Source organism: Caballeronia sordidicola, from assembly GCF_000729995.1.
Lineage (GTDB): Bacteria > Pseudomonadota > Gammaproteobacteria > Burkholderiales > Burkholderiaceae > Caballeronia > Caballeronia sordidicola_A.
Genome location: NZ_JNFG01000002.1, coordinates 89,234 through 111,597, shown reverse-complemented (window position 1 = coordinate 111,597; position 22,364 = coordinate 89,234). Strand labels below are relative to the sequence as shown.

At 59.4% G+C, this 22,364-nt stretch carries 20 protein-coding genes; 12 read left to right on the top strand and 8 right to left on the bottom strand.

All coding sequences use genetic code 11. The features are described 5' to 3' along the window. The first annotated feature begins 2,020 nt into the window (after positions 1-2,020). Positions 2,021-2,206, top strand: coding sequence for a hypothetical protein (locus FH08_RS0101450; protein WP_031356604.1), 186 nt, complete (start codon positions 2,021-2,023; stop codon positions 2,204-2,206). Between the two features lie 143 nt (positions 2,207-2,349). Here the strand turns inward: FH08_RS0101450 and FH08_RS0101445 are convergent, their stop codons facing one another. Beyond that, positions 2,350-3,459 (bottom strand): alkene reductase, encoded by a 1,110-nt coding sequence (locus FH08_RS0101445; protein WP_031356603.1) that lies wholly within the window; start codon positions 3,457-3,459, stop codon positions 2,350-2,352. A gap of 151 nt (positions 3,460-3,610) precedes the next feature. Between FH08_RS0101445 and FH08_RS0101440 the strand changes: the two genes are divergently transcribed. Both FH08_RS0101440 and FH08_RS0101435 read left to right on the top strand, forming a co-directional pair. Next, positions 3,611-4,495, top strand: a complete 885-nt coding sequence (locus FH08_RS0101440; protein ID WP_031356602.1) for a LysR substrate-binding domain-containing protein — start codon at positions 3,611-3,613, stop codon at positions 4,493-4,495. Between the two features lie 183 nt (positions 4,496-4,678). Then, the gene (locus tag FH08_RS0101435; protein ID WP_235210258.1) at positions 4,679-5,815 is read left to right on the top strand and encodes a Gfo/Idh/MocA family protein; all 1,137 of its coding nucleotides are present in this window, start codon (positions 4,679-4,681) and stop codon (positions 5,813-5,815) included. 169 nt (positions 5,816-5,984) lie between these two features. On the opposite strand, the gene FH08_RS0101425 is transcribed toward FH08_RS0101435, so the two are convergent. Next, positions 5,985-6,740 (bottom strand): SDR family oxidoreductase, encoded by a 756-nt coding sequence (locus FH08_RS0101425; protein WP_031356600.1) that lies wholly within the window; start codon positions 6,738-6,740, stop codon positions 5,985-5,987. Positions 6,741-7,187: 447 nt separating this feature from the next. Between FH08_RS0101425 and FH08_RS0101420 the strand changes: the two genes are divergently transcribed. Next, complete coding sequence (locus FH08_RS0101420; protein ID WP_031356599.1) at positions 7,188-8,135, top strand: GlxA family transcriptional regulator; 948 nt, start codon at positions 7,188-7,190, stop codon at positions 8,133-8,135. A 90-nt stretch (positions 8,136-8,225) separates the two neighbouring features. On the opposite strand, the gene FH08_RS0101415 is transcribed toward FH08_RS0101420, so the two are convergent. Beyond that, positions 8,226-8,906, bottom strand: a complete 681-nt coding sequence (locus FH08_RS0101415; RefSeq protein ID WP_031356598.1) for an alpha/beta hydrolase — start codon at positions 8,904-8,906, stop codon at positions 8,226-8,228. Between the two features lie 162 nt (positions 8,907-9,068). Beyond that, entirely contained in the window at positions 9,069-10,349 is a 1,281-nt protein-coding gene (locus FH08_RS0101410; protein ID WP_031356597.1) for an MFS transporter, read from the bottom strand. 154 nt (positions 10,350-10,503) lie between these two features. Here FH08_RS0101410 and FH08_RS53970 point away from each other — a divergent pair, with 154 nt between their 5' ends. Together FH08_RS53970 and FH08_RS0101400 are read left to right on the top strand one after the other, a co-directional pair. Further along, positions 10,504-10,638: a hypothetical protein gene (locus FH08_RS53970; protein ID WP_268810813.1), complete on the top strand. Its 135-nt coding sequence runs from the start codon at positions 10,504-10,506 to the stop codon at positions 10,636-10,638. A 97-nt stretch (positions 10,639-10,735) separates the two neighbouring features. Next, a complete protein-coding gene (locus tag FH08_RS0101400) occupies positions 10,736-11,653 on the top strand; it encodes a LysR family transcriptional regulator (RefSeq protein WP_031356596.1) in 918 nt (305 codons plus the stop codon). Between the two features lie 155 nt (positions 11,654-11,808). Here the strand turns inward: FH08_RS0101400 and FH08_RS0101395 are convergent, their stop codons facing one another. After that, positions 11,809-12,006: a hypothetical protein gene (locus FH08_RS0101395; RefSeq protein ID WP_031356595.1), complete on the bottom strand. Its 198-nt coding sequence runs from the start codon at positions 12,004-12,006 to the stop codon at positions 11,809-11,811. Positions 12,007-12,014: 8 nt separating this feature from the next. Here FH08_RS0101395 and FH08_RS0101390 point away from each other — a divergent pair, with 8 nt between their 5' ends. Next, positions 12,015-13,832, top strand: a complete 1,818-nt coding sequence (locus FH08_RS0101390) for an IlvD/Edd family dehydratase (protein ID WP_051887622.1) — start codon at positions 12,015-12,017, stop codon at positions 13,830-13,832. A 54-nt stretch (positions 13,833-13,886) separates the two neighbouring features. Beyond that, the gene (locus FH08_RS0101385; protein ID WP_031356593.1) at positions 13,887-15,065 is read left to right on the top strand and encodes a fumarylacetoacetate hydrolase family protein; all 1,179 of its coding nucleotides are present in this window, start codon (positions 13,887-13,889) and stop codon (positions 15,063-15,065) included. A 105-nt stretch (positions 15,066-15,170) separates the two neighbouring features. Here FH08_RS0101385 and FH08_RS0101380 read toward each other — a convergent pair whose 3' ends face one another. Continuing rightward, entirely contained in the window at positions 15,171-15,464 is a 294-nt protein-coding gene (locus FH08_RS0101380; RefSeq protein ID WP_256983027.1) for an HU family DNA-binding protein, read from the bottom strand. A gap of 352 nt (positions 15,465-15,816) precedes the next feature. Here FH08_RS0101380 and FH08_RS0101375 point away from each other — a divergent pair, with 352 nt between their 5' ends. The 4 genes from FH08_RS0101375 to FH08_RS0101355 all read left to right on the top strand — a co-directional run bounded on the left by FH08_RS0101375 (position 15,817) and on the right by FH08_RS0101355 (position 20,156). Next, positions 15,817-17,196 carry an LLM class flavin-dependent oxidoreductase gene (locus FH08_RS0101375; RefSeq protein ID WP_031356591.1) on the top strand — a complete coding sequence of 460 codons (1,380 nt, stop codon included), beginning with the start codon at positions 15,817-15,819 and terminating at the stop codon, positions 17,194-17,196. A gap of 307 nt (positions 17,197-17,503) precedes the next feature. Continuing rightward, positions 17,504-17,851, top strand: a complete 348-nt coding sequence (locus tag FH08_RS0101365) for a type II toxin-antitoxin system prevent-host-death family antitoxin (protein WP_031356590.1) — start codon at positions 17,504-17,506, stop codon at positions 17,849-17,851. Positions 17,852-17,937: 86 nt separating this feature from the next. Continuing rightward, on the top strand, positions 17,938-18,510 hold the full coding sequence (locus FH08_RS0101360) for a hypothetical protein (protein WP_235210257.1): 573 nt from the start codon (positions 17,938-17,940) through the stop codon (positions 18,508-18,510). Positions 18,511-18,749: 239 nt separating this feature from the next. Further along, on the top strand, positions 18,750-20,156 hold the full coding sequence (locus FH08_RS0101355) for an FAD/NAD(P)-binding protein (RefSeq protein WP_031356588.1): 1,407 nt from the start codon (positions 18,750-18,752) through the stop codon (positions 20,154-20,156). Between the two features lie 33 nt (positions 20,157-20,189). Here the strand turns inward: FH08_RS0101355 and FH08_RS0101350 are convergent, their stop codons facing one another. Together FH08_RS0101350 and FH08_RS0101340 are read right to left on the bottom strand one after the other, a co-directional pair. Next, positions 20,190-20,978, bottom strand: a complete 789-nt coding sequence (locus FH08_RS0101350) for a protein-L-isoaspartate O-methyltransferase family protein (protein ID WP_200878697.1) — start codon at positions 20,976-20,978, stop codon at positions 20,190-20,192. A 540-nt stretch (positions 20,979-21,518) separates the two neighbouring features. Continuing rightward, entirely contained in the window at positions 21,519-21,908 is a 390-nt protein-coding gene (locus tag FH08_RS0101340; RefSeq protein ID WP_031356586.1) for a surface-adhesin E family protein, read from the bottom strand. Between the last annotated feature and the right edge of the window lie 456 nt (positions 21,909-22,364).

Here is a 22,364-nt window from a genome sequence, read left to right as displayed (position 1 = left end):
GTGTCAAGTAAATTTATAAAGAGACCGATCGTTCGGCGGAAGACTTTGAGCTGAAGGAATAAAGTCGGTCATGCGCTTTTCACAATGTGAACTGCAATGAGCCGGTACGCGTCTGAGCTACTGTGGGCGGGCAAGGGACTGGGCGCTGGCCTCGATACGGCCGGTAGGATAAGTAACGCTTGAGTCTGCCGGTTTGAGCCTGATTCTTTCCGGCGGCGCAACGCTGCTCGCAGATGAGTCACGGAACTTGACGATCGGTCTTGTTATCGCCGGCTGGCGTAACGGTGTGGGCGGTAGTGTCCCACTCGGCATTTGCCGACATTCGGGTATTGAGGTTGGTGAGATGGCTACAGGTCGCTTTCCTGACATTCGCGCATCGATAGCCACGAATGTCCGGTTTCACTGGATAGCGTCAACTACGATGGCGGCCACAGAAATTGTCGGGGGCCACTGTCGGATGACACAGAAAGTGAAAACTGTGCCAGGCAAGTGAAAAACTACTGACACGGTTAGTGAAATGATCCGGGCGGCCGACACGTTAGTGCGAAGACTCGGCCTTCCGTGACGGTCGCAAAGCGACCCCTATGCTCAGGTCGCAACTATGCGCAGATGGTCATCGCGAGCGATACCAGCCCCTTGAAGGGTGCGGTTGAGGCTGGCGACACCTTCGCATAGTTACAGCGTCCGCAGGAATCGAATCAACGCGTCGGGTGCCCGAAGTGCGTCCATCGGGCGAAATGCATGATGCAGCGCAGGTAGGTAGCGACCGTCTTTGCAGCGTACCGGCGTTGGCCCAAGTCCCGTTTAAACGCATCAACGTATGGCCCGATCGACCCGTCGGGGAAACGGTCCGTATCAGTGGGGTGGGAGCGGCGAACGTTGTTCATGGTGATCTCCGAAAGTGGAACCACCACTGCATCCATAGATGAAAACTATGTCCAGATCTTCAATCGTTCGCCTTGCCAACGCTTTGCCACGCTTGGATCGACGTCATCAGCGACCGACCATCTGCACATAGTTGCGACCTGGGCATAGGGGTCGTCAAGACTCGTTCGCCGTTCCAGGAAGCCGACGTTCGACTGCGCCGCGTCGCGAATGACAGCGAAGCGGCGAGCTGCAGCCGCCCGGCGGATGAAGGGCGAGCGTCGGCTTTGGCCGACGCGCCAGCATTCGTCGTGAGGCAGGGCTCGGCCATGTTCAGCCGGTCGCCCGCTCACTCGGCCAGACATTGAAAATTCGCTTTCATGCTGAAAGCTGCCGCTCGCTTTGCTCCGTGACCCCGGAAGAGGCTTACCACTGAACTTCGACTATGGGTTGTGTGCGCTTCCGTCGACAACAATTAGTCCAGGCGGCTCGGCGAGTATTCGCATCGCTGCTGCAGCGAGCGTCTTCGATGACCTGCATGAGTGCCTTGCAAGAGAACGGCTTCTGCAGATAGACATCGAAGTGCCCGGCAATGTCTCCCTGACTGACAGCGTCTCCCTCGTCATTGAAACGAGGGAAGCCGCGAGCGAATCGGCGTTTCCCACAGCGACCGTGCGATAGCACTGTTTTTATGTCGGGCAGGTTCTCGTCAGGGAAAGTGATTTCAAAAGCGCCGGTACAAAGAAGCCTGAGCGCAGCTTCGCCGTCGTAGGCCACACCAGCATGGTGGCCATAGCAGTCCAGCACGAAAGCGAGACTGTCCGCGACAGACTATTGTCGTCAGGCTTCGATCGGATCCTAAGCCTCGAGGACATCGTAAAACAAGGGATACCTAGGCGGACCGCATGTGTCGCGATCTAACCAACAGTGCCAGACGGAGAGTTGGATCCGACCCACCGGCCGCAACGCGCACCCCTGTCTACCAATTTGCACTGGTCACCAATAAAAATCCAATATTTTCAACTAGTTGCGTGATCGCTTATCGGGGCGCCAGCGTTTGGCACGCACATTGCATTAAGTCTCATCGAGGAGTGGCGACGCCCTCAAAACAAGCTCTGATATTCCTGACTGACTAATTGACCCTTGGAGAATCGAAATGAACGCGCTCGTAATCAAAGACCTCCCCGTAGCCGTCGAGATGGATCGCACTGCAATGACCGCCGTCAGCGGCGGCAGGTTGCCGCAGCAGATCCTGAACATCATCCAGGCCGTTGGCGACTATGCATCTGACGCTCCTACCCAGCACAGTTTTACTGGCAGTGGGGCTTCTGTGACGTACTAACGGAAACACGGTGATTTCGTGGCTCAAGGCCCCTCCAACGAGGGGCCTCTTTGCATTCGCTTACGTTGACTTTATCTGCGCTGCCCCGATACCGAGCGTTCCGCCTCAACTCGACGGGTTGTTGTGAGCGTGAGCGCTCCCGCTTACGCTGCGACCGCGTCCTTACGATAAAACGGATAGTCCGTATAACCGACGTCCGTACCGCCAAAGAAGCTCGGACGGTCATACGGATTCAAGGGCAACTGGAGGCGCAGGCGTTCGGGCAGGTCTGGATTGGCGATGAAGTCACGGCCAAATGCGACCAAATCAGCGTCGCCCGCCTGCACGATGGCTTTGGCCGTGTCGCTCTTGAAGCCGCCAGCGGCAATGATAATGCCCTTGTAGTGCTTGCGAATCAGTTGCGCGGCAACCGGGTTCTGATCCTTGCTGTCGTCATCCACATTGCCGAGCACACGCGGCTCGATCAGATGCAGGTAAGCCAGATTCAGCTTGGCCAATTCCTCTGCTACGTAAGCGAAGAGACCTTCCGGGTTGCTGTCGGACATGTCGCCCCAGGTGCCGCTCGGGCCAAGGCGCACGGCCACGCGTTCGCTGCCCCAGACCGAGATGACGGCTTGAGTCGCTTCGATCAGGAAACGGGCACGATTTTCGAACGAGCCGCCGTAGATGTCAGTGCGCTTGTTGCTGCCGTCCTGCAAGAACTGATCGAACAAGTAGCCGTTGGCGGCGTGCAATTCAACGCCGTCAAAACCGGCCTGCTTGCCGCGAATGGCTGCCGTGCGGAAGCTCTCGACCAGATCGGCAATCTCAGGGATCGTCAGCGCGCGGCTCGGCGTGTTCGGGACCCAGCCCGCTTCGGTGTAAGCGACGCCGCCATGCGGCACGGCAGAAGGCGCCACGGGCTCAGCGCCGCCCGGCTGCAATTGGCTATTGGACTGGCGGCCTGCGTGATAGAGCTGCAGGAAGATGCGGCCACCTTTGGCATGCACGGCTTCGGTCACCTGCTTCCAGCCCGCAATCTGACTGTCGTCGTACAGGCCGGGTGCACCCAGGTAACCGTTGCCGTTGGGCGCAGCGATGGTCGCTTCGCCGATCAGGAAGCCGCCTTCTGAAGCGCGTTGCGCGTAGTACTCGGCCATTAACGGACCGGGCTTGGCGCCTTCTTCGGCGCGCATGCGTGTAAGCGGTGCCAGTACTACGCGATGGGCAAATTCGTAGGGACCGACTTTGATGCTGGAATGAAGTTTGGACATGATTTCCTCAGGATTCAGTGGCTGATGAAGCTCGATCAACAGCGGGTTTTGACCTTGAGGAGAGTGTATGGACCGACCGGCAAAAGAAAAATGGGCTAAGGTTCCGAATATATCGGACACATATGTCTTCAATTGATCCCGGGATCCGGCAATGGATAGCCTCAGCGGTATTTCGATGTTTGTGCAGGTGGCGGAGACTCGCAGCTTCACTGAGGCGGGGCGGCTGCTCGGTGTATCGTCGTCGGCGGTCGGCAAGAGCATTGCGCGTATAGAGGATCGCCTGGGTGTGCGACTCTTTCACCGCAGCACGCGCAGCATCACGTTGACGGCCGAAGGCACCTTGTTCCTGGAACGGTGCCGGCGCATCCTGGGTGAGCTCGAAGCGGCGGAAGCCGAACTGTCCGGCGCTGTCGGCAGCCCTCGCGGCAGATTGCGGATCAGCACACCACAACTGTCCGGCCTGATCATGCCGGCGCTGGACGGCTTCATGACGCAATACCCGGATATCGAAATCGATGTCGATTTTTCCGATCGCATGGTGGATATCATCGAAGAAGGCTTCGATGCAGTCATTCGCACGGGCGAGCAGCTTGACTCAAGGCTGGTATCGCGGCGCCTCGGTTCCTGCGGACAGGTACTGGTCGCCTCGCCCGGCTATCTCAAGCAACATGGCGTTCCTACCCACCCTTCCGAACTCGTTCGGCACGCCTGTTTGCTGCATAAGTTCCCCGTCACCGGCAAGCTGGAACGCTGGCCATTCCGGCTCGCTGCAGCAGAAGCAGAGCCGGAGTTACCGCAAACCTTCGTCAGCAACACCATTGAGGTCCTGGGCTATCTCGCGCTTCAGGACAAGGGCTTTGCCCTGCTGCCAACGTTCCTCGTGCGGGATGCGCTGGCGAGCGGTGCATTGCAAATCGTGCTGGGTGATTTCATCGACCAGACCGTCACCTTCTGGATCTTGTGGCCGGCAAGCCGCTACGCCTCGCCCAAGCTGCGTGTTTTTATCGACTATGTCAGCGAGAATCTGCGGATATAGGTCGAACACGGTGGTGTGCCGGGTGCGAGCCGGCGTCGTCGTCGCTGATCACGCCTGCCGTGGTAGCGGACTCAGATGTCCGGAATGATCGGAAGCCGAAGCCATTTATCTTCACCCCCCTGATCCCTATTATTCCCACGTCGCTGGGCAGAGTTCCGCTCGGCCTTACTTGGGAGAATTCTCTTGAACAGCATCACGACTCCGGGCAACGGCACCGGAAAAATCAGGGTGGGTGTCATCGGCCTAGGCCATTGGTCAGAGTACGGGCACCTTCCTTCGCTGAAGCTACTGCCGGACTATGAACTGACGGCCGTGTACAGCCGCAGCCAGGAAAAGGCAGCATCGCTGGTCGAGCGCCATGGGTTCAAATACGCGGCAGCCTCGCTGCAAGAACTGGTGTCGCATCCGGAAGTCGATCTTGTCCTCGTGTTGACGCCCGCGTTCCAGCACGAAGAGGGCATCCGCGCCGCCATCGCGGCGGGTAAGGATGTCTACTGCGAATGGCCTCTGACACCCAGCACTGCATTGTCCAGCGAGTTGCTCGCATTGGCCGACAAAGCAGGCGTGCGTACCATCGTCGGTTTGCAACGGCGGCTCAATCCAGGCTACCGATATATCCGCGATTTGCTGGACCAGGGCGAGATCGGTGAAGTACGTTCGGTGCGCCTGCACGTGAGCGTCGAGTACTTCCAGCGTGAACGGCCTGCATCGCTTTACTACACGATCCCCGAAGAGAATTTCTCCAGCCTTCTGTCAATCTATGGCGGCCATTTCCTGGACGCGTTGTTTTCGACGATGGTCGGCTATCCGCACAACTTGTCGGCGGTGACGGTCAATCAGTTCAAGGAAGTCACGCTGGTGGAAACCGGTGAAACGCTGCCCCACACGAGCCCGGACCAGGTCGTGCTCGCTGGCACTTTCGCCAATGGCGCCGTGCTGAGCGTCCATCTCGAGGCCGGCAAACGCAATAATTTCGGCGTGCAGATCGATATCACCGGCAGCAAGGGTGATCTGAAGATCTCAAACACCACCAGTTTCGGCGATACCTTTAACCGCATCGAGATTGCGCGGGGTGACGCACAGCCACTAACCACGCTCGCTATTCCGGCGGAATATGAATGGGTGCCGCAGGGAGAACTCGGGGCGAGCGTGGTTGAATTGGCAAACCTGTATTCGGCCTATGCACGTGACGTAAAGACGGGTTCAACGCTTGCGCCCACTTTCGCGGATGCACTCCGCATGCATGAACTGATCGAACAAATCGTGGAATCGAATCGTTCCGGCCAGCGTGTCCAGCTCTCCTTCAGCACGCCGGGTTAAGCCGGGCGTCCGGCTGAAGCATCGACGGCGCTGGTGAGATCAGCGTCGTTAGCAATCGTGATGCAGAGGCTCATGCTCATCACCAAACCGGACGACAAAGTCCGATCGCGACGACTACTCGTCGTCGCGATCGGACATGCTGCGTCCAGCTTCCCTTTGGTTGCGTGAATCAACCTCCAAACATTGCTTTCGCCTGCGTATTAAAACCATTGACCAAATCGTGCTCGCCCGGTCCCGGGTTCGCGCGCATCGGTTTGGCTGCTTCGACCAGAATCTCGTTCGCATCCGTGCCCAGGGCCTTGATCGTCTCATCGATAAACTGGTCAAGCGGCATCGCCATTTCAGCTTCCGTGCTGTTCATCAGTTCGGTACGGACCCATGGTGGCGCAATCTCCAGCACGCGAACTGTCGTGTCTTGCAGCATGAAGCGTTGTGACAGTGCGTAGGAGTGCAGCGCGGCCTTCGTCGATGAGTACACTGCCGTCACCGCCATTGGCACGAAGCCCAGGACGGAAGTGGTGTAGGCCACGACGGCGTCGCTCCGGGTCTTGAGATGGTCGATCAGCGCAGATGTCATCCGGATCGGGCCGATCAGGTTAGTCGTCACGTGCGAGACCATCAGCGCATCGTCGATCCTTCCGTCGACCGCATCGGGTTGCATGATGCCCGCGTTATTGATCAGCACGTTGAGTTCGGGATGATCGGCGACAAGCTTCGCAGCCACCCGGTCAATACTTGCGGGATCGGAGACGTCGAGTTCGACCGCTTCCATCCCGTGGTTGGCCGCGATTACCGCGTCGAGATGACTGCGCCGCCGGCCTGAAATGATGACCTTGTTGCCAAGCTTATGAAGTGCTTCGGCGAGGCCTCGGCCGATACCCGAGCCGCCGCCGGTGATGAAGATGGTATTACCTGAGAGTTTCATGGAATGCGTCCTCGATTGGATAAGTGATAGAGAGTTCAAGCGGAAAACCGGTCATCGACTTGAGGCTGGCCACTTACCAAACTGCCCCGGGTCGTTCCGGTTCGTGGAGCTAAAGATAGGCCTCCGCCACGCGCGGCGGTAGCCCCTGCATCCCACTATGTTTTATGTATTGCGCGCATTAATTGGCAGATTCGTAAACGATTCATAATGCGTGACCGTTTGAAGCTTTCTGAAGATCGGCGATGATCCATAAGGACCCTCCCAGGGCCAACCAGGAATAAGCGTGAACCGGCATTCCTCTTACCAATCCTGTGATCAATGTGAGAAATACATTTAATGAGCGAGGGACATGGTTCTGCGGAGGTCGCGCAACACAACGACGACATTCCGACCTGGTTCCGCTCGGGGAAACCTGGGCACCCTGTTTGACCCATTAAGGAGTGTGTGATGCAGCGGATTGGTTTCGTCATCCTACCTAATTTCCAGATGCTGTATTTCGCTGCCCTCTCGGTGTTCGAGTTCGCCAATATCAGCGCGGGAAAGCAGTTGTACAGTATCGAGTTGCTGTCCGAACATGGCGGCTTGGTACGCAGTTCCCTCGGAACGATGACCGACACCATGCCGTTCGGAGAACCCGCGTTTGATACCTTGCTGGTCGGCGGCGGAACTGCAAGCGTGACTGCATCGCCAGCCGTCGTGGATTTCGTGCAGCGTGGACATCGTGCGTCGCGCCGGGTTGCATCCATCTGCACCGGTGCGTTCGTCTTGGCTCAAGCCGGCATCCTCGACGGCAAGCGCGCGACGACTCATTGGATAGCCGCGAGCGAGCTCAAAGAACGCTTTCCCCTGGTCAAAATGCAGCCGGATCGCATCTTTATCATTGATGGATCGGTATGGACGTCGGCCGGCATGACGGCCTGTATCGACCTGGCGCTTGCCATGGTCGAAAAAGACCATGGTGCAGACCTCGCGCACTCGGTCGCGCAAAAACTGGTTGTCAATCATCGTCGCGGTGGTGGCCAATCGCAGCACTCCGAGTTGCTCAAGATCGACGCCAAATCTGACCGCATCCAGACCGCGCTCGAGTATGCACGTCGAAACCTGAAGTCCCAGCTCTCGGTTCAGGAACTTGCCGATGCGGCATGTTTGAGCCTGCGTCAGTTCAGCCGGGCATTTCGGGCGGAGACAGGTCAGTCTCCTGCGAAGGCGGTGGCAAATCTGAGGCTGGAGGCCGCGCGTCTCCTGTTAGAGCAAAGCCGTCATCCCGTCGACGTGGTCGCGACAGAGGCCGGCTTCGCGGACTCCGAGCGGATGCGCCGCGCGTTTGTGCGCGCCTTCGGTCATCCCCCACAGGTCATACGAAACAATGCGCGGGCGGAATTTGCTGTTGCTTGATCGCTGCTTGATCGGTGCCTGAGCGCATCCATGCGAAGGTGAAGTGGATGGCGGAAGCCTTCTCTGCCCCGTCATCCACGGCAATGCTATTCAGCCTGCAGCTTGCACGATCAGTTTCGCGACCGCGTCCGGCTGGGAAAGCATCGCCACATGACTTGCCGCGACGGTGACCGTCGTTGCTTCAATCCGCGCCGCCATTTTCTTTTGCAGCTCGGGATGAATGGTGTGATCTTCGCTGGCGAGTAAATACCAGCTGGGCTTTTCTTTCCAGGCTGGAGCCGTGACTTCACCGCCCAACGCAGCGCCCGCCAGCGGATTTTGCGTTGCAAAGATCAGCGTGCGCTCGGCTGCCGTCAAATCCTGGGCAAATACTTCATCGACGCCTTCGCGCGTGAGTTTGAAAAAATGCTGCTCGTCAGGGCGGACGACCTCGAGCAAGCGAGTGGGTGGGCCGCCGGCGCCAAGCGATGCGGCCGACTCACCGACATCCGGCGCGAATGCCGCGACATACACCAGACCCGCCACTTTCGGATCGGATCCAGCTTCGGTAATAACGGCGCCGCCGTAGGAATGACCCACCAGCAGCAGCGGACCGTCGATCAGCGCAATCGCCCGCTTCACTGTCGCCACGTCATCGGTGAGCGACGTCAGCGAAAGCGAAACCGCGGTACCTGTGAGACCGGCAGCGTCGATCAGCGGCAAGACCTTCTCCCAAGCCGAGGAATTGGCCCAGGCGCCGTGAACGAAAAGGACATTTGATACCTTCGCCATGATTGTGGTCCTGTCTCTAGCGACTGCTGTCGCGGTGTATGTCGGGATGACAAAGAGCGATTGTCGGTTTGACGGTCGTCACCATGAGGGCGAAGATCCCACCTTTTCGGCCATTCTGCCGCTGCGGGCCCGGGAAAAGCGAACCCTCGTGGCCCGCCCGGGTCACTTTTCGAGCACTTCCTTAAGCGTCGAGTTGGCGGTCTTGAACGTCATCATCACGACCACGCTGAGCGCGGCGAGCAAACCGCCAAAGCGCATTGTCGTTGCGATGCCCAGGTGGTCCACCACGGCGCCACCGGCAAGCGAGCCGAGTGCAATCGCGATCTGCACGGTACTAACGAACATCGACGAACCGGCTTCCGGGCGATCAGGTGAACTCAACTGCATCCAGACGCTCAAGCAGAGCGGAATCGCACCGTATGCAAGTCCCCACAACCCTACGGCGGCAATCACGCCTGCACGCGAAGCCTGCAGCATGGGCAATGCGATCAGGGCGACCAGCACGAGCGTGCCCAGCAACAGTAACGACACCTTCAGATGGCGCGTGACGATTGCGGAAACCGCGAAGTTCGCGACAAAGCCGACAACTCCGAAGCCAAGCAGAACGGCGGTGATCCATGAAGCGCCGAACGATGCATTGCGTTCAAGGAAGGGCGCGATATACGTATAGGCTGCAAAATGGGCGCCGAAGAGAAGGCCGACCATCAATAAACTGCGTCGGACGTTTGAGCGCGACAGCATCGCCCGGAAGTCCTCCGTGCGCATCGCGGCCTTCGGTGCGAGCGAAGGCAGGAACACGGCCTGCGCCGCCAACGCGACGGCGGCGAGCACTGCGGTTGCGACAAACGACATGCGCCATGACGCCAGGTTAGCGATCAGCGTGCCGAGCGGCACGCCGATCACGGTCGCCAGCGTGATGCCCATGAAAATGGTTGCGCTTGCACGGGCAGCCTGATCCTCGCGGATCAGTTGCCCGGATGCGCCAAGCGCGACGGTCCAGAAGCCGCCAAGGCTGGCGCCCAGCAGTGCACGACCGATAAGCATCACTGCAAAGCTTGGTGCAATGGCGGAAATGAGGTTCGATGCGAGCAGCAGGACGGCCAGCGTCAGCAGGATCAGGCGCCGGTTGATACGTCCAGCGGCGAGCAGCAGGACAGGCGCCGAAATGGCGGCGATGACGCCTGGCGTCGTCACCATGAGCCCGGCGGTACCAGGCGTGACACCGAGGTCCCGTGCGATCTGCGGCAACAGCCCGACGGGCATGTATTCCGTCGCGACGAAAGCGAATGAACCGACGGCTACCGACAAGACCGCAAGCCACGACGGACCGCGCGATGCGGGCTCAAGGGCGGGAATGGGCGCGGCGGAAAACGCGCTGTCGTCTGCGAGTGACGCGCTCCCTGAAGGGCTCCCCGAAGGGCAGATAAGTTGCTGGGCATTCATTGACGTTCTCCGGTTCGGCTAACAGGAAAGTGTCGGCGTCCGGTTGCACGGCGTGCGTACATGACAGCCAATCACTACTGCTTGGTGACACGAAGAATAGAAGCTTCGATGGGGAATGTGGCTCCCCATGAACGCGACGCGCGGGCAACGGGATATGATCGAAGCGCTTTGCTCCGGCACGATTCAACGAATGCTGATCGAAAAAACAGCGACCGCCTGTGCGCTGGTTTCAAGGATGGAGCGCTCGTTTGACGCCGTCGCAACCGACTGCATCGACGAAATGCTCTAAGTGACGCCAACGGTTGAGCGCAAGCGCGTAAGAGCAAATGCGTCCTGATGCCTGGGCTTACTCAGACTTCGCCAAACTCGCTTGAGAGGACATTGACTTGGCTCCAGGAAACTTCAACGATATCGCGACGTTTGTCTCTGTGGTCAGGGCCGGCAGCTTCACGTCGGCGGCGCAGCAACTCGGCATCACGCGCTCCGCAGTGGGCAAGATCATTGCGCGCCTGGAGACTCGCCTGCAGGTTCGCCTGCTCCACCGGACCCCGCAAAGCCTGGGGCTCACGGATGATGGAGCCGTCTACTTCGAGCGTTGCACGCAACTTCTGGAAGATCTCGAAGAGACCGAGACGGCGATGGCGGTACGGAGTGCGACGCCCACGGGCACGCTGCGCATCAGCGTGCCGATTGCGCTTGGCCATCGGCAAGTGCTCCCCGTCATAGAGTCGTTTCTCGAGAGCTGGCCCGCGGTGACGGCCGAGGTCAGTTTCACCGACAGATTTATCGACCTGGTCGACGAGGGATTCGATATCGCGGTCCGGGTCGGCGAGCCCAAACCGGACTCCCGCCTGATCGCGCGCACGGTAGCGACACAGAAGCTGCTGACCTGCGCTTCGCCGGACTACCTCGCCAAGCGTGGCGTGCCGGCCGCGCCGTCTGACCTGGCAAATCATGAATGTCTTCAGTTCGTGAGTGCCGGACGCCCGCAATCCTGGTTGTTCGCCAATGCCGCGCAAGAGACCGTGAGCATGAACGGCCGCTTGAGAATGGACAGTGCTGAAGCGCTCGTCAACGCGGCGGTCAGTGGCGCAGGCATTGTCAACATGCCCTCCTACCTGCTCGCGGCTGACATCTCGCAAGGACGATTGCGGCCTATCCTGCAGGCGTTTGCAGTCGAAGCGCTGCCCATTCGGGCGATCTATCCATCCCGGCGACATCTCGCGCCTAAAGTTCGCCGCTTTATCGATTTCTTGTTTGAGGCATGGCAACCGCTGCCGCCGTGGGAGCGAGAAATCGTATAGGGTCGGCTGGGATTGGGTCCAATGGGAAATGGTGTCCGCCTTGTCGTACCCCTTTTGCTCTGGACATCCCGCGACGCGTTTGATACCGTTACCGGTAACATATTCACGACCATCGCCTCTGCGGCGCGACACTCGATGTATTCTGGAATGAACCGTCAGCCGATCCGGGCTTCGCCGAACTCGACAACGGCGTGCTGCAACTGCACAGATCCAGCGCGACAGTAGAAACCCGTACGGCGACGGCCGGCCTCGTTCGAGACAACGACCAAGCGTTCTTCAACGGCGAACCGCTGCTCACCGAATACACGTGCTAACCCGCCCAGCTGTGCCCCTACAAAACGAACTTGAGACATTCACGCTTATGAACTCATCCAACCCCACCAATACACACGACACCGACGACTCTGCAACGCCGCGTCTGCGCAGCCGTCGCTGGTTCGACGATCCCTCCAACCCCGGCATGACCGCGCTTTATCTCGAGCGCTACATGAACTACGGCATCACGCGCGAAGAACTGCAGTCGGGCAAGCCGATCATCGGCATCGCGCAGACAGGCTCGGATCTCGCGCCGTGCAACCGCCATCATCTCGAACTCGCGAGCCGCGTACGCGACGGCATCCGCGACGCAGGCGGCATTCCGCTCGAATTCCCCGTTCACCCGATCCAGGAAACCGGCAAGCGCCCCACCGCCGCGCTCGATCGCAACCTCGCTTATCTCGGTCTCGTTGAAATCCTGCACGGCTATCCCATCGACGGCGTCGTGCTCACCACCGGCTGCGACAAGACCACGCCTGCATGCCTGATGGCTGCCGCCACGGTCAACATTCCTGCCATCGTGTTGTCGGGCGGACCGATGCTCGACGGCTGGTATCACGGCAAGCTTGCCGGCTCCGGCACGGTGATCTGGGATGCGCGCAAACGCTTGTCCGCCGGCGATATCGACTACCCTGGTTTCATGGACATGGTGGCTGCTTCCGCACCGTCGGTCGGGCATTGCAACACGATGGGTACGGCCCTCTCCATGAACTCGCTTGCTGAAGCACTCGGCATGTCATTGCCCGGTTGCGCGGCGATTCCCGGGCCGCATCGCGAGCGTGGATGGATGGCGTATGCGACCGGCAAGCGTATCGTCGGCATGGTGGCGGAGAATTTGCGCCCATCGGACATCATGACCAAGGGCGCATTCGAAAACGCCGTGGTCGCGGCGGCGGCGCTCGGTGCTTCATCGAATTGTCCGATTCACATGATCGCAATTGCGCGGCACATGGGTGTGGATCACACGCTGGAAGACTGGCAGCGGCTTGGCCCCGAGGTCCCGTTACTGGTGGACTGCCAGCCCGCCGGACGTTTCCTCGGCGAAGCGTTTCATCGTGCAGGCGGCGTGCCGGCCGTGATGAAGGAACTGCTGGATGCAGGCAGGCTCAACAGCGCGGTGCGCACGGTGACGGGGCGCACGCTGGCCGACGATCTCGCCGCCGTGCCAACGCCCGATCGCGAAGTGATTCGCGCGTACGCAAACCCGCTGAAAGAGTCGGCCGGATACGTTGTGCTGTCGGGCAACCTCTTTGACAGCGCGGTCATGAAGGTCAGCGTGATCGATGAGGCGTTCCGCAAGCGCTTCCTCGCCGACCCGGATCATCCCGATGTGTTCGAGGGCAAGGTGGTCGTATTCGAGGGCCCCGAGGACTATCACGAGCGGATTGAAGACCCGGCAACCGGCGTCGACGAACGCTCGATTCTCGTTATCCGCAATTGCGGTCCGGTAGGCTTTCCAGGCGGCGCGGAAGTGGTCAACATGCAGCCGCCGGCGGCGCTGCTCAAGCGCGGTATCGACACCTTGCCTACGATCGGCGACGGCCGTCAGAGCGGTACGTCGGCGAGTCCGTCCATTCTCAACGTGTCGCCGGAAGCGGCCGTTGGCGGCGGGATCGCGCTGCTCGTATCGGGCGACAAGATCCGCATCGACCTGAAGTCGCGCAAGGTCGACCTGATGATCCCTGAGGCTGAACTTGCCCAACGTCGCGCAGCATGGAAGCCGCCTGTGCTGAAAAACCTGACACCGTGGGAAGAGATTTATCGCAGCATGGTCGGACAGCACGGCAGCGGCGCGTGCCTCGAACCGGCGACGCTGTATCTCAACATCGTCGAGACGCGCGGCGAATCGCGGCACAACCACTGAGGCGCACGGGCGCCTGTCCATCATCCTTCTGGAAACCTTCTGGAGACGCACAACATGCCTCACGCTTACCTCCCCTCCGACCTAAACGACGCGCTGCTGATCGGCCGCGTCTGGCGGCCCGCGCCTGTCAGCGGTCCGTCGGTGATCGTGGTGCGGCGTGGCGAAGTCGTCGACATCACATCGACCGTCGCCACCACCGCCGATCTTTTCGATCGCGACGATGCCGTTGAGATCGCGCGCCATGCACCGGGCGAATCGCTAGGCTCAGTCGATGCGCTGATCAGCGCGTCGCTTAATGCATCCACACAGACCACGCATTTGCTCGCACCGTGCGACGTGCAAGCGGTGAAGGCATGCGGCGTGACGTTCGCGGTGAGCCTGCTCGAACGCGTGATCGAAGAACACGCGGGCGGCGATGCAAGCAAGGCGCAGGAAACCCGTTCGATGATCAACGAGTTGATCGGTGCGGATCTGTCGAAGATAAAACCCGGTTCCGAAGCGGCGGCAAAGTTGAAAGCCGAACTCGAGCGGCGCGGCGCGTGGTCGCAATACATGGAAGTCGGAATTGGTCCGGATGCCGAAGTATTTTCAAAATCACAACCCATGTCATCGGTTGGATTCGGTGCGGATGTGGGTTTGTATCCGACTTCGAAGTGGAATAATCCCGAGCCGGAAATCGTGCTGGCGGTGAACAGCGCGGGCGCAATCGTGGGTGCGACGCTCGGCAACGACGTGAACCTGCGCGACATTGAAGGCCGCTCCGCGTTGCTGCTCGGCAAGGCAAAGGACAACAACGGTTCATGCTCGATCGGTCCGTTCGTGCGACTGTTCGATGGAACGTTCACGCTCGACACCGTGCGCGAGGCGAGCGTGTCGCTGCGCATTGAAGGTGCGGACGATGGTTTTGTACTGGACGGCGTCAGCCACATGCGCGAGATCAGCCGCGATCCGGCCGACCTGGTGGCGCAGACGCATGGTGCGCATCATCAGTATCCGGACGGCTTCATGTTGTTTCTCGGCACCATGTTCTCGCCGATCAAGGATCGCGATACGCCCGGTGGCGGCTTCACGCATCATCTGGGCGACGTGGTGACCATCTCTACGCCATCGCTGGGCGCGATCGTGAACACCGTGCGGTTATCGACGGAAATTACGCCCTGGACGTTCGGAGTACGTGCGCTTTATGGCAACCTGGCGGCGCGCGGCATGCTTGGGAGCACGCACACTTCCTGAAGCTGAATCGATACGGCGCATTCGTCTGATAAAGATCGGACGAAGTTTAAGCGCCGCTCGACTGCGTCCTTGCCCGCACATGCTGCAAGGACGCGTTCGTCATTCTTACTGATTGACGAGATCTTTGAACGCTTTACCGGCGGTAAACTTGACCGTCTTTGCGGCAGCGATCTGGATGGTGTCGCCAGTCTTCGGATTGCGGCCCGTACGCGCGGCGCGTGCGCCGGTGCTGAAGGTGCCGAAGCCGACGAACTGAACGCTGTCGCCGCTGACAACGGCTTGCGTGACGGTGGAGATAAATGCATCGATAGCTTCAGCCGCCGCGGCTTTGCTCGTGCCAGTGGCGGACGCCACGGCGTCAACGAGTTCTTGCTTGTTCATTTCTGTTTTCTCAAAGATGGGTACGACGCACTGCCCATGCGGTTTGCATGGCGGAAGCGTCACCTTACCGGACACGCACGCTAGAGGCAAATCCGTTTTCTTGCGGATAGGCAGCGGGCTTGTTCCGGGTTTGCTCCGGGTTTGCTCTTCTCACCGCCGGCGATTTCGTTCTTCTGCGCGCCACGCACCGCGACAAACTCGGGTGTCATGGAATGCAAATGCGAATTCAATAGTTTGCGACACGCTGAAACTGTGTAAGCATTCCTGCTGCCTTTATCGTTGAAACGCGGCTAAAAGTGCTTTATGTAAGCGGTTTTCGTTGGCTTCGTTCGCTCCCCTTCTTCAGCCCCACCCCTCGCGCACCACTCCCATGAGCAAGAAAAAGATCCTCCTGAACGCGTTCAATATGAACTGTGTCGGCCACATCAATCATGGTCTGTGGACGCATCCGCGAGACCAGTCAGAAGATTACCGAAAGCTTTCATACTGGACGGATCTCGCGAAATTACTTGAACGCGGACTGTTCGACGGACTTTTCATTGCGGACATAGTGGGGACGTATGACGTTTATCAGGCGTCGGTCGACCTGACGCTGAAGGAATCCATACAGTTACCCGTCAATGATCCCCTGATGCTGGTTTCCGCCATGGCGGCGGTCACGCAACATCTTGGTTTCGGCGTCACGGTGAACCTGACTTACGAAGCGCCCTATCTTCTGGCCCGACGTTTTTCCACGCTCGATCATCTTACCGAGGGGCGGATCGGCTGGAATATTGTGACCGGTTATCTCGACAGCGCCGCGCGCGCGATGGGCCTCACCGAGCAGATTGCACACGACGAACGCTACGACCGTGCAGACGAATATCTCGACGTCACGTACAAGCTCTGGGAAGGCAGTTGGGAAGACGACGCCGTCGTGCGTGACCGCAGCGCACGCGTATTCGCGGACCCGCAGAAGATCCACAAGGTCAATCATCACGGCCGCTACTACGACGTGGAGGGCTATCACTTGTCCGAGCCCTCGCCGCAACGCACGCCTGTGTTATTCCAGGCGGGTTCGTCGGGTCGGGGTCAGGCGTTTGCGATCCGTCATGCCGAGTGCGTGTTCGTATCGAGCCAGAGCAAGGCAGGCACGCGCAAGCTCGTCGATGCATTACGCAAGCAAGCGGCTGAGGCAGGCCGGGACCCTGAGGGTCTCAAGGTTTTCATGGGCGTCACTGTGGTGGTGGGACGCACGACGGCCGAGGCCGAGGAGAAGTTCGCCGAGTACGCGAGCCATGCGAGCGCCGAAGCGGGACTTGCTCACTTTGCGGCGGGCAGTGGTATCGATTATTCGAAGTTCGGTCTCGACGATGAACTCGAACCGCCGGGTGGTCACAAGAGCCGCGGCATAGAGTCGTCGGTGCAGCGCGTGACGGACGGACAATCCGGCTGGACCGTGCGGCGCCTGCTCGATCAGTTGAAACTCGGCGGGCGGTTTACGACCATCGTCGGCGATCCGGTGCAAGTGGCTGACGCGCTGGAATCCTGGATGGATGAAGCCGGCGTCGATGGTTTTAATCTGACGCGTACCGTGACGCCCGAAAGTTACGAGGACTTCATCGACCTCGTGATTCCGGAGTTGCAGGCGCGCGGTGTGTACAAGACCGCTTACGCCGACGGAACCCTGCGCGAGAAGTTATTCAACCGCGGCGCGAAGTTGCCGGATGAGCATACGGGTGCATCGTTTCGACGGGACCCTGTGAAGTAAGGGCGTTGTCACGCGAGCGCCAGTCCTGTCTCGAACTCGGCAAGATAACCGTCGAGCCGGCTATAGGCGTTGTCTTGCTGAACCTTGCCTTGAAGCATGTTCACGATCAACCGGTCGCGTATTACGGGCGTCGCAGATAGATCACCCGGTTGTTCAAGTATTTGGTCTGTTCATTTTTTATGAACACTCGCAAAAACTGAACAATTTTCCGCTTGCTCCGAGTGCCGTGGTCAAATAAGTCCAAATTTGACAAATTGGCTATTATTGCCATAATGAGGCTATTGAGCCATTTGCAGGCAATAACATCATGCTTACCGAACTGCCGAACATTCAGGAACTGCCGCGCCAGAACGCCTCCCAGGTTAAAAACAAGTGGGCGGATATGGTGCGCCTGGTACGTCAGTCAGGCAGTGTGGCCGTCACGAATCACTCGGCGGTCGAAATGGTGTTGGTCGACGCAAAAACTTACCAGCAGCTCACTGAAGAGATTCAGGCGATGAAGGCGCGCGAGCAAACCGCGCTGGATGAACTGACACACCGATTTAATGCGCGCCTCGCGGTGCTGCAGCAACCCGACGCCTCCCGGAAACTCGATGCGCTGCTCGACGCGAAGGGTGTATTGAAGAAACGGCCCAAGGCCGGTGCGTCTTATTGATGCCCGCAAGCAGTACAGCAGCGCGACCTTTCATCTTCGTCCTTGCCGGCGTCAATGGCGCCGGCAAAAGCTCAGTCGGCGGCGCCATGCTGGCCGACCATGGCCTCACCTGGTTCAACCCCGATAGCCTTGCGCGCGAGCTGACCGCTCAATTCAACATGACTCCCGCCGAAGCAAACAGCCGTGCATGGGAAACTGGCCGTGCCCAGCTTGAAGCGGCCATCGCCGACGGCAAAAACTACGCGTTCGAAACTACCTTGGGTGGCAGAACTATTCCTGGCATGCTGGCCAGCGCAACGCTTACTCATGATGTCGTCATACTGTTCTGCGGACTTTCGTCGATTGAACAACATTTAGAGCGCGTGCGGTTGCGCGTCGCCAACAAAGGTCACGCAATCCCTGAGAACAAGATTCGCGAGCGCTGGGTCACCTCCCGCGCAAACCTGATCAAGCTGTTGCCCTCTCTCAGTCGTCTGCAGGTCTTCGACAATAGCGTCGACGCCGCTCCGGGGCAGGACATTCCCGATCCCGTGCTGTTGCTTGAGATGGCTAGCGCTCAGGTGATGTTTCCCGATCAGGATGATGCGGCCGCGTTAAGCGCCACGCCGCAATGGGCGCGGCCGATCGTACAAGCCGCCCTGGAATTCCAGCACGGATAGCGTTGCCAAATGTGGTTGAATTTTTTCTCACCATTAGTTAGCATTCCGATATAAACAACCACGCTTCTTGCAACCAGTTTTCGTGTAGGCATGACGACGTCATCGCACCCGCGTCACTAACGTGCCCTCGGTTCAATCCCACCAATTCTCACAAGCTTAGCGAATTTCATGCTTTGCGCGACATTCACCCGGCGTATTGGCTGAGGTATCCTCGACGCTCCAGCATCATGAGCACTCTCTTGAATACTTCCGAACATACCCCGTTGAACATCGTCGTGATCGGTGGCGGCTTCACTGGCGTCGCATTCGTTATTCATGCCATTCGTGCCTGCCCGGCTGGTGTCGATCTCGACTTCACCATTGTGGAGCCGTCGGCGGAACTCGGCCGGGGTATCGCCTATGGAACGTCGGACCCGCTGCATCGGATCAACGTACCGAGCGACCGGATGAGCCTGTTCGCCGGCGACTCCGCGCATGCCACGCGCTGGCTCAAGGCGCACGACGCAATCGATGCCGGCAGCAGCGATGGCCAGGGCAGCTACTACGTGTCGCGCGCGCGATACGGCGAGTATGTCGCGGCGACCCTTGACGATGTCGTCGCTGACGCGGCCTCGCAGGTGCGTGTGCAGCATCGGCGAGCAAGCGCCACCGGTGTGCGCAAGATCGAATCAGGTTTTGTGGTCACGCTGGACGACGGTTCATATCTCGATGCACATCGCGTTGCGCTATGTTTCGGCCATACGCCTTCGAAACCGCCCGGGGTCATCGACGAACAGGCTTTGCATGATCCGCGACTGATCACGCATCCGTGGGCAACGGACGCGTTGCAGGCAATCCCGCCGGACGCGTCGGTGCTGCTGGTCGGCACCGGCCTGACGATGGCGGACGTCGCGGTAACGCTGATTGAGCGCGCGCATACCGGCCGCATCACGGCGATTTCTCGACGAGGTTTGCGCGCCCAGCCACACGGCGTTTTCTCCGATGCCGCCGATTTCCTCGATAACGCCGGCCCATCCGCCAGCGCCCGTGAACTCGTGCGCAAGCTCAGGCAGAGGATCGCGCGCGACGGGGCGCGCATCGGCTGGCAACCCGCCGCCGACGCCCTGCGTTTCGATCTTCCCCGGATCTGGAACGCGTTGCCAGCCCGCGAACAAAACCGTGTGGTGAAGAGGCTGCTGCCGTTCTGGGACGTGCATCGCTTTCGCATCGCGCCGCAAATTCATGCGGCTATCGAGCGGGCCATCGAGAGCGGTCAGATGAGCGTTGCCACGGCGGGTATTGTGGGGATCAGCCCCATGGCGGGGCGCTTGAGCGCCAGCCTGCGGCGTCCGGGCGGCGCGCACGAAACGCAGGCTTTCGATGCGGTGGTTTTCTGTACCGGACCGGCCCGCGATATAGACCGGAATCCGCTCGTGAAGTCACTGCTGGAGGCAGGACTCGCGCGGCTGGATGCGGTGCGGATCGGACTCGATACCGACCTGCGGAGCCAGCTCAGGAATGCGGACGGCGAGGTGTCGCCGGGCTTGCTGGCCTTCGGTCCGATGACACGCGGAAGCTTCGGCGAAATGACCGGCGCACCCGACATCGCGCGGCATCTCGAGCGGGTGCTTCAGGACGGCAGCCTGCTTGCTTATACATCGCGTTGACATCGCATTGATGCGTGCCACCAGGTAAGCTCATCACCGCAAAGCCGATGAAGAAAACCAGACGTGCTCGTAAGCGACCACCGCTGTCTTGTCCGGTGCACGCTCTGAGCTCAGCCACGCCGACCTGACGGACCATGCCGTGGCGAGATCCGGCGGATTCACGAATCCATCCGCAGTCGATGCTCCGCCAACGCAAGGAATAAACCACGAGCGCATGAGTGGTTTCGCTTCAAAACCCGTGTCCGTTCGCGTGATCAGCAGGGTTAGTCCGACATCATCAGACGGGCGCCACGGAAAAATCAGGCGCCCGCCCGGACGCAACGCCTGAAGCCACGAACGCGGCGGGGCCAGGACCCCTGCGTTCACATAAATCAGATCCGACGCGGGCAAAGGCAGCTTGGTTGCGTCGCCTAGCGTCAGGGTTATGCCCTCGAACGCTTGCAAGTTCTTGCGCGCCGCCTCGAACAATCCCGGTTCGATTTCGAACGCCTCCACGCGACCGCCAGGTAGAGCTAGCACGGAAAGAATAGCCGTGTAATAACCCGAACCGGCGCCAATATGGCAAACCACGTCGCCGCGTTGCGGCGCGGCGGCGCCGAGCCATGCTGCGTGAAGGAACGGCTCGCCATTGTTGATTCCCTTGGTTGCATCGAGCGCAACCAGGGCGTTCTGGTAGAGATGGACAGGGTCCGCGCTTGGGGTTTCGAAGTACTCGTTGTCCACCATGATCTTCCACGGACCAGGCGGCAGGAACGCCTCGCGAGGCACGAGCTCGAAAACACGCTCAAGCCTTGGATCGTCGGACTTGCTTGCGGCAGCCATGAGCCTGGCGTAGGACCTTCTGGCTTTCGCGATATTGGCATTTTCCTTCATGACAACCTACCTGATCGTGCGGTCCGAAGCGGCTCGCTTTCGTCTGCCGGTGCTGCCGATGGTGCGCTTACTGACGCGGCGCGGCAAGCCTGCATCCGCACCCACTTCGCGCGATAAGAAACGGCTTACGGACAGATCCACTCCGTGAAACCCATCATCTCAATGCGTTCACGACTTGTTTAACAGGTATCAGCCACGAAAGTGTTTCGTATCGAAGCGTATAGATCGGCGATGTCCGGGGTATTGGGATTCGTAAGATGGCCGCGACCCGCAAGGACCCAATTTTCAAGCACTTTGGGCTCGCATAATTCGCTTCGTAACCACTGACAAGCAGACCAAAATCGATAAAGAAAGTCAGCATGAAAACAAAACAGCTTGCCGGGTGTTTAGTCTTGAGTGCTGCGAGTATGACGGGATGTGCACCAGCATCTCAGGCGCAATTTTGGTTGTGGGTAAGGGAAAAGCGACCGGCCAACCACACATCTATCCTCAACCCTTATTGCACACTGCACGCAGAATGAACTCTCCGCCCGTACCCGGGACGACAACCGCCGGCGCGTCTTGCTCCGGTGGCAGAGAAGCAAGGATATTGCCTTGCGCATCGTAAAAAATCAGCGCATTCACGAGCAGTGTTCTACCCTTACAGTCCGCGATGTATTGCGTCTTGACCGCCTTCGCGGGACGTCCGAGCTGCACGTCCGTCTCTACCGCCAGGACCGTCTGAGTCCACGCGTTGACACTGTCACCGCTCCGAGTAATGGAGTCTGAATCAACGCTTATGGCCTCCGCCGGGTTCGCAAAGACCTGGACCCAGTCAGAGGCTATTGCCAAGGTCGACGAGAAAAACAAAACTGCGCCGGTCATAAGCATTCTTTTCATGTTTCTTCTTTCAATTTTAAAGTTCTCGCCGGTTGGCGGCAGAGGTATCCGTGCGCTGACTCACATCACAACACCACTACGCTGCTCGCAGCGCTTACGCGATCCGCAACACATGAGTGGGGGAATTGTCCGCAGGTTTTAGACGATATCGTCTTGTTCTAGTACCCGCGCAGCGCATTCTGCCAGTGGAGCGCTCCGCATCCAACTTTTCGCTCGTACGAGCCGCGACAACCCCTTTCCCATGGCATTCATGAACCGCAATACCTGCTGCGCACGAGCATTGCCGCCTTCACTGACGCGATCTGCCGTGGCAACGCGTTAGTCTGGCCACAAGAGGCCTCACGATCCCGCAAGCCGCTTGGAAAAGCCGTGCAATAGCGATTCTCGTTGCAGTAAAAGCGCCAATCCCAGTTAATTTAGAATTGATCCGGTAAAGTCGGCCAGGCATGGCGCCGG

Coding starts and splice junctions, on each gene's coding strand:
- FH08_RS0101450 (WP_031356604.1), top strand. CDS start 2,021: ATGAACGCGCTCGTAATCAAAGACCTCCCCGTAGCCGTCGAGATGGAT.
- FH08_RS0101445 (WP_031356603.1), bottom strand. CDS start 3,459: ATGTCCAAACTTCATTCCAGCATCAAAGTCGGTCCCTACGAATTTGCC.
- FH08_RS0101440 (WP_031356602.1), top strand. CDS start 3,611: ATGGATAGCCTCAGCGGTATTTCGATGTTTGTGCAGGTGGCGGAGACT.
- FH08_RS0101425 (WP_031356600.1), bottom strand. CDS start 6,740: ATGAAACTCTCAGGTAATACCATCTTCATCACCGGCGGCGGCTCGGGT.
- FH08_RS0101420 (WP_031356599.1), top strand. CDS start 7,188: ATGCAGCGGATTGGTTTCGTCATCCTACCTAATTTCCAGATGCTGTAT.
- FH08_RS0101415 (WP_031356598.1), bottom strand. CDS start 8,906: ATGGCGAAGGTATCAAATGTCCTTTTCGTTCACGGCGCCTGGGCCAAT.
- FH08_RS0101410 (WP_031356597.1), bottom strand. CDS start 10,349: ATGAATGCCCAGCAACTTATCTGCCCTTCGGGGAGCCCTTCAGGGAGC.
- FH08_RS53970 (WP_268810813.1), top strand. CDS start 10,504: ATGATCGAAGCGCTTTGCTCCGGCACGATTCAACGAATGCTGATCGAA.
- FH08_RS0101395 (WP_031356595.1), bottom strand. CDS start 12,006: ATGTCTCAAGTTCGTTTTGTAGGGGCACAGCTGGGCGGGTTAGCACGT.
- FH08_RS0101390 (WP_051887622.1), top strand. CDS start 12,015: ATGAACTCATCCAACCCCACCAATACACACGACACCGACGACTCTGCA.
- FH08_RS0101385 (WP_031356593.1), top strand. CDS start 13,887: ATGCCTCACGCTTACCTCCCCTCCGACCTAAACGACGCGCTGCTGATC.
- FH08_RS0101375 (WP_031356591.1), top strand. CDS start 15,817: ATGAGCAAGAAAAAGATCCTCCTGAACGCGTTCAATATGAACTGTGTC.
- FH08_RS0101365 (WP_031356590.1), top strand. CDS start 17,504: ATGCTTACCGAACTGCCGAACATTCAGGAACTGCCGCGCCAGAACGCC.
- FH08_RS0101360 (WP_235210257.1), top strand. CDS start 17,938: ATGCTGGCCGACCATGGCCTCACCTGGTTCAACCCCGATAGCCTTGCG.
- FH08_RS0101350 (WP_200878697.1), bottom strand. CDS start 20,978: ATGGCTGCCGCAAGCAAGTCCGACGATCCAAGGCTTGAGCGTGTTTTC.
- FH08_RS0101340 (WP_031356586.1), bottom strand. CDS start 21,908: ATGAAAAGAATGCTTATGACCGGCGCAGTTTTGTTTTTCTCGTCGACC.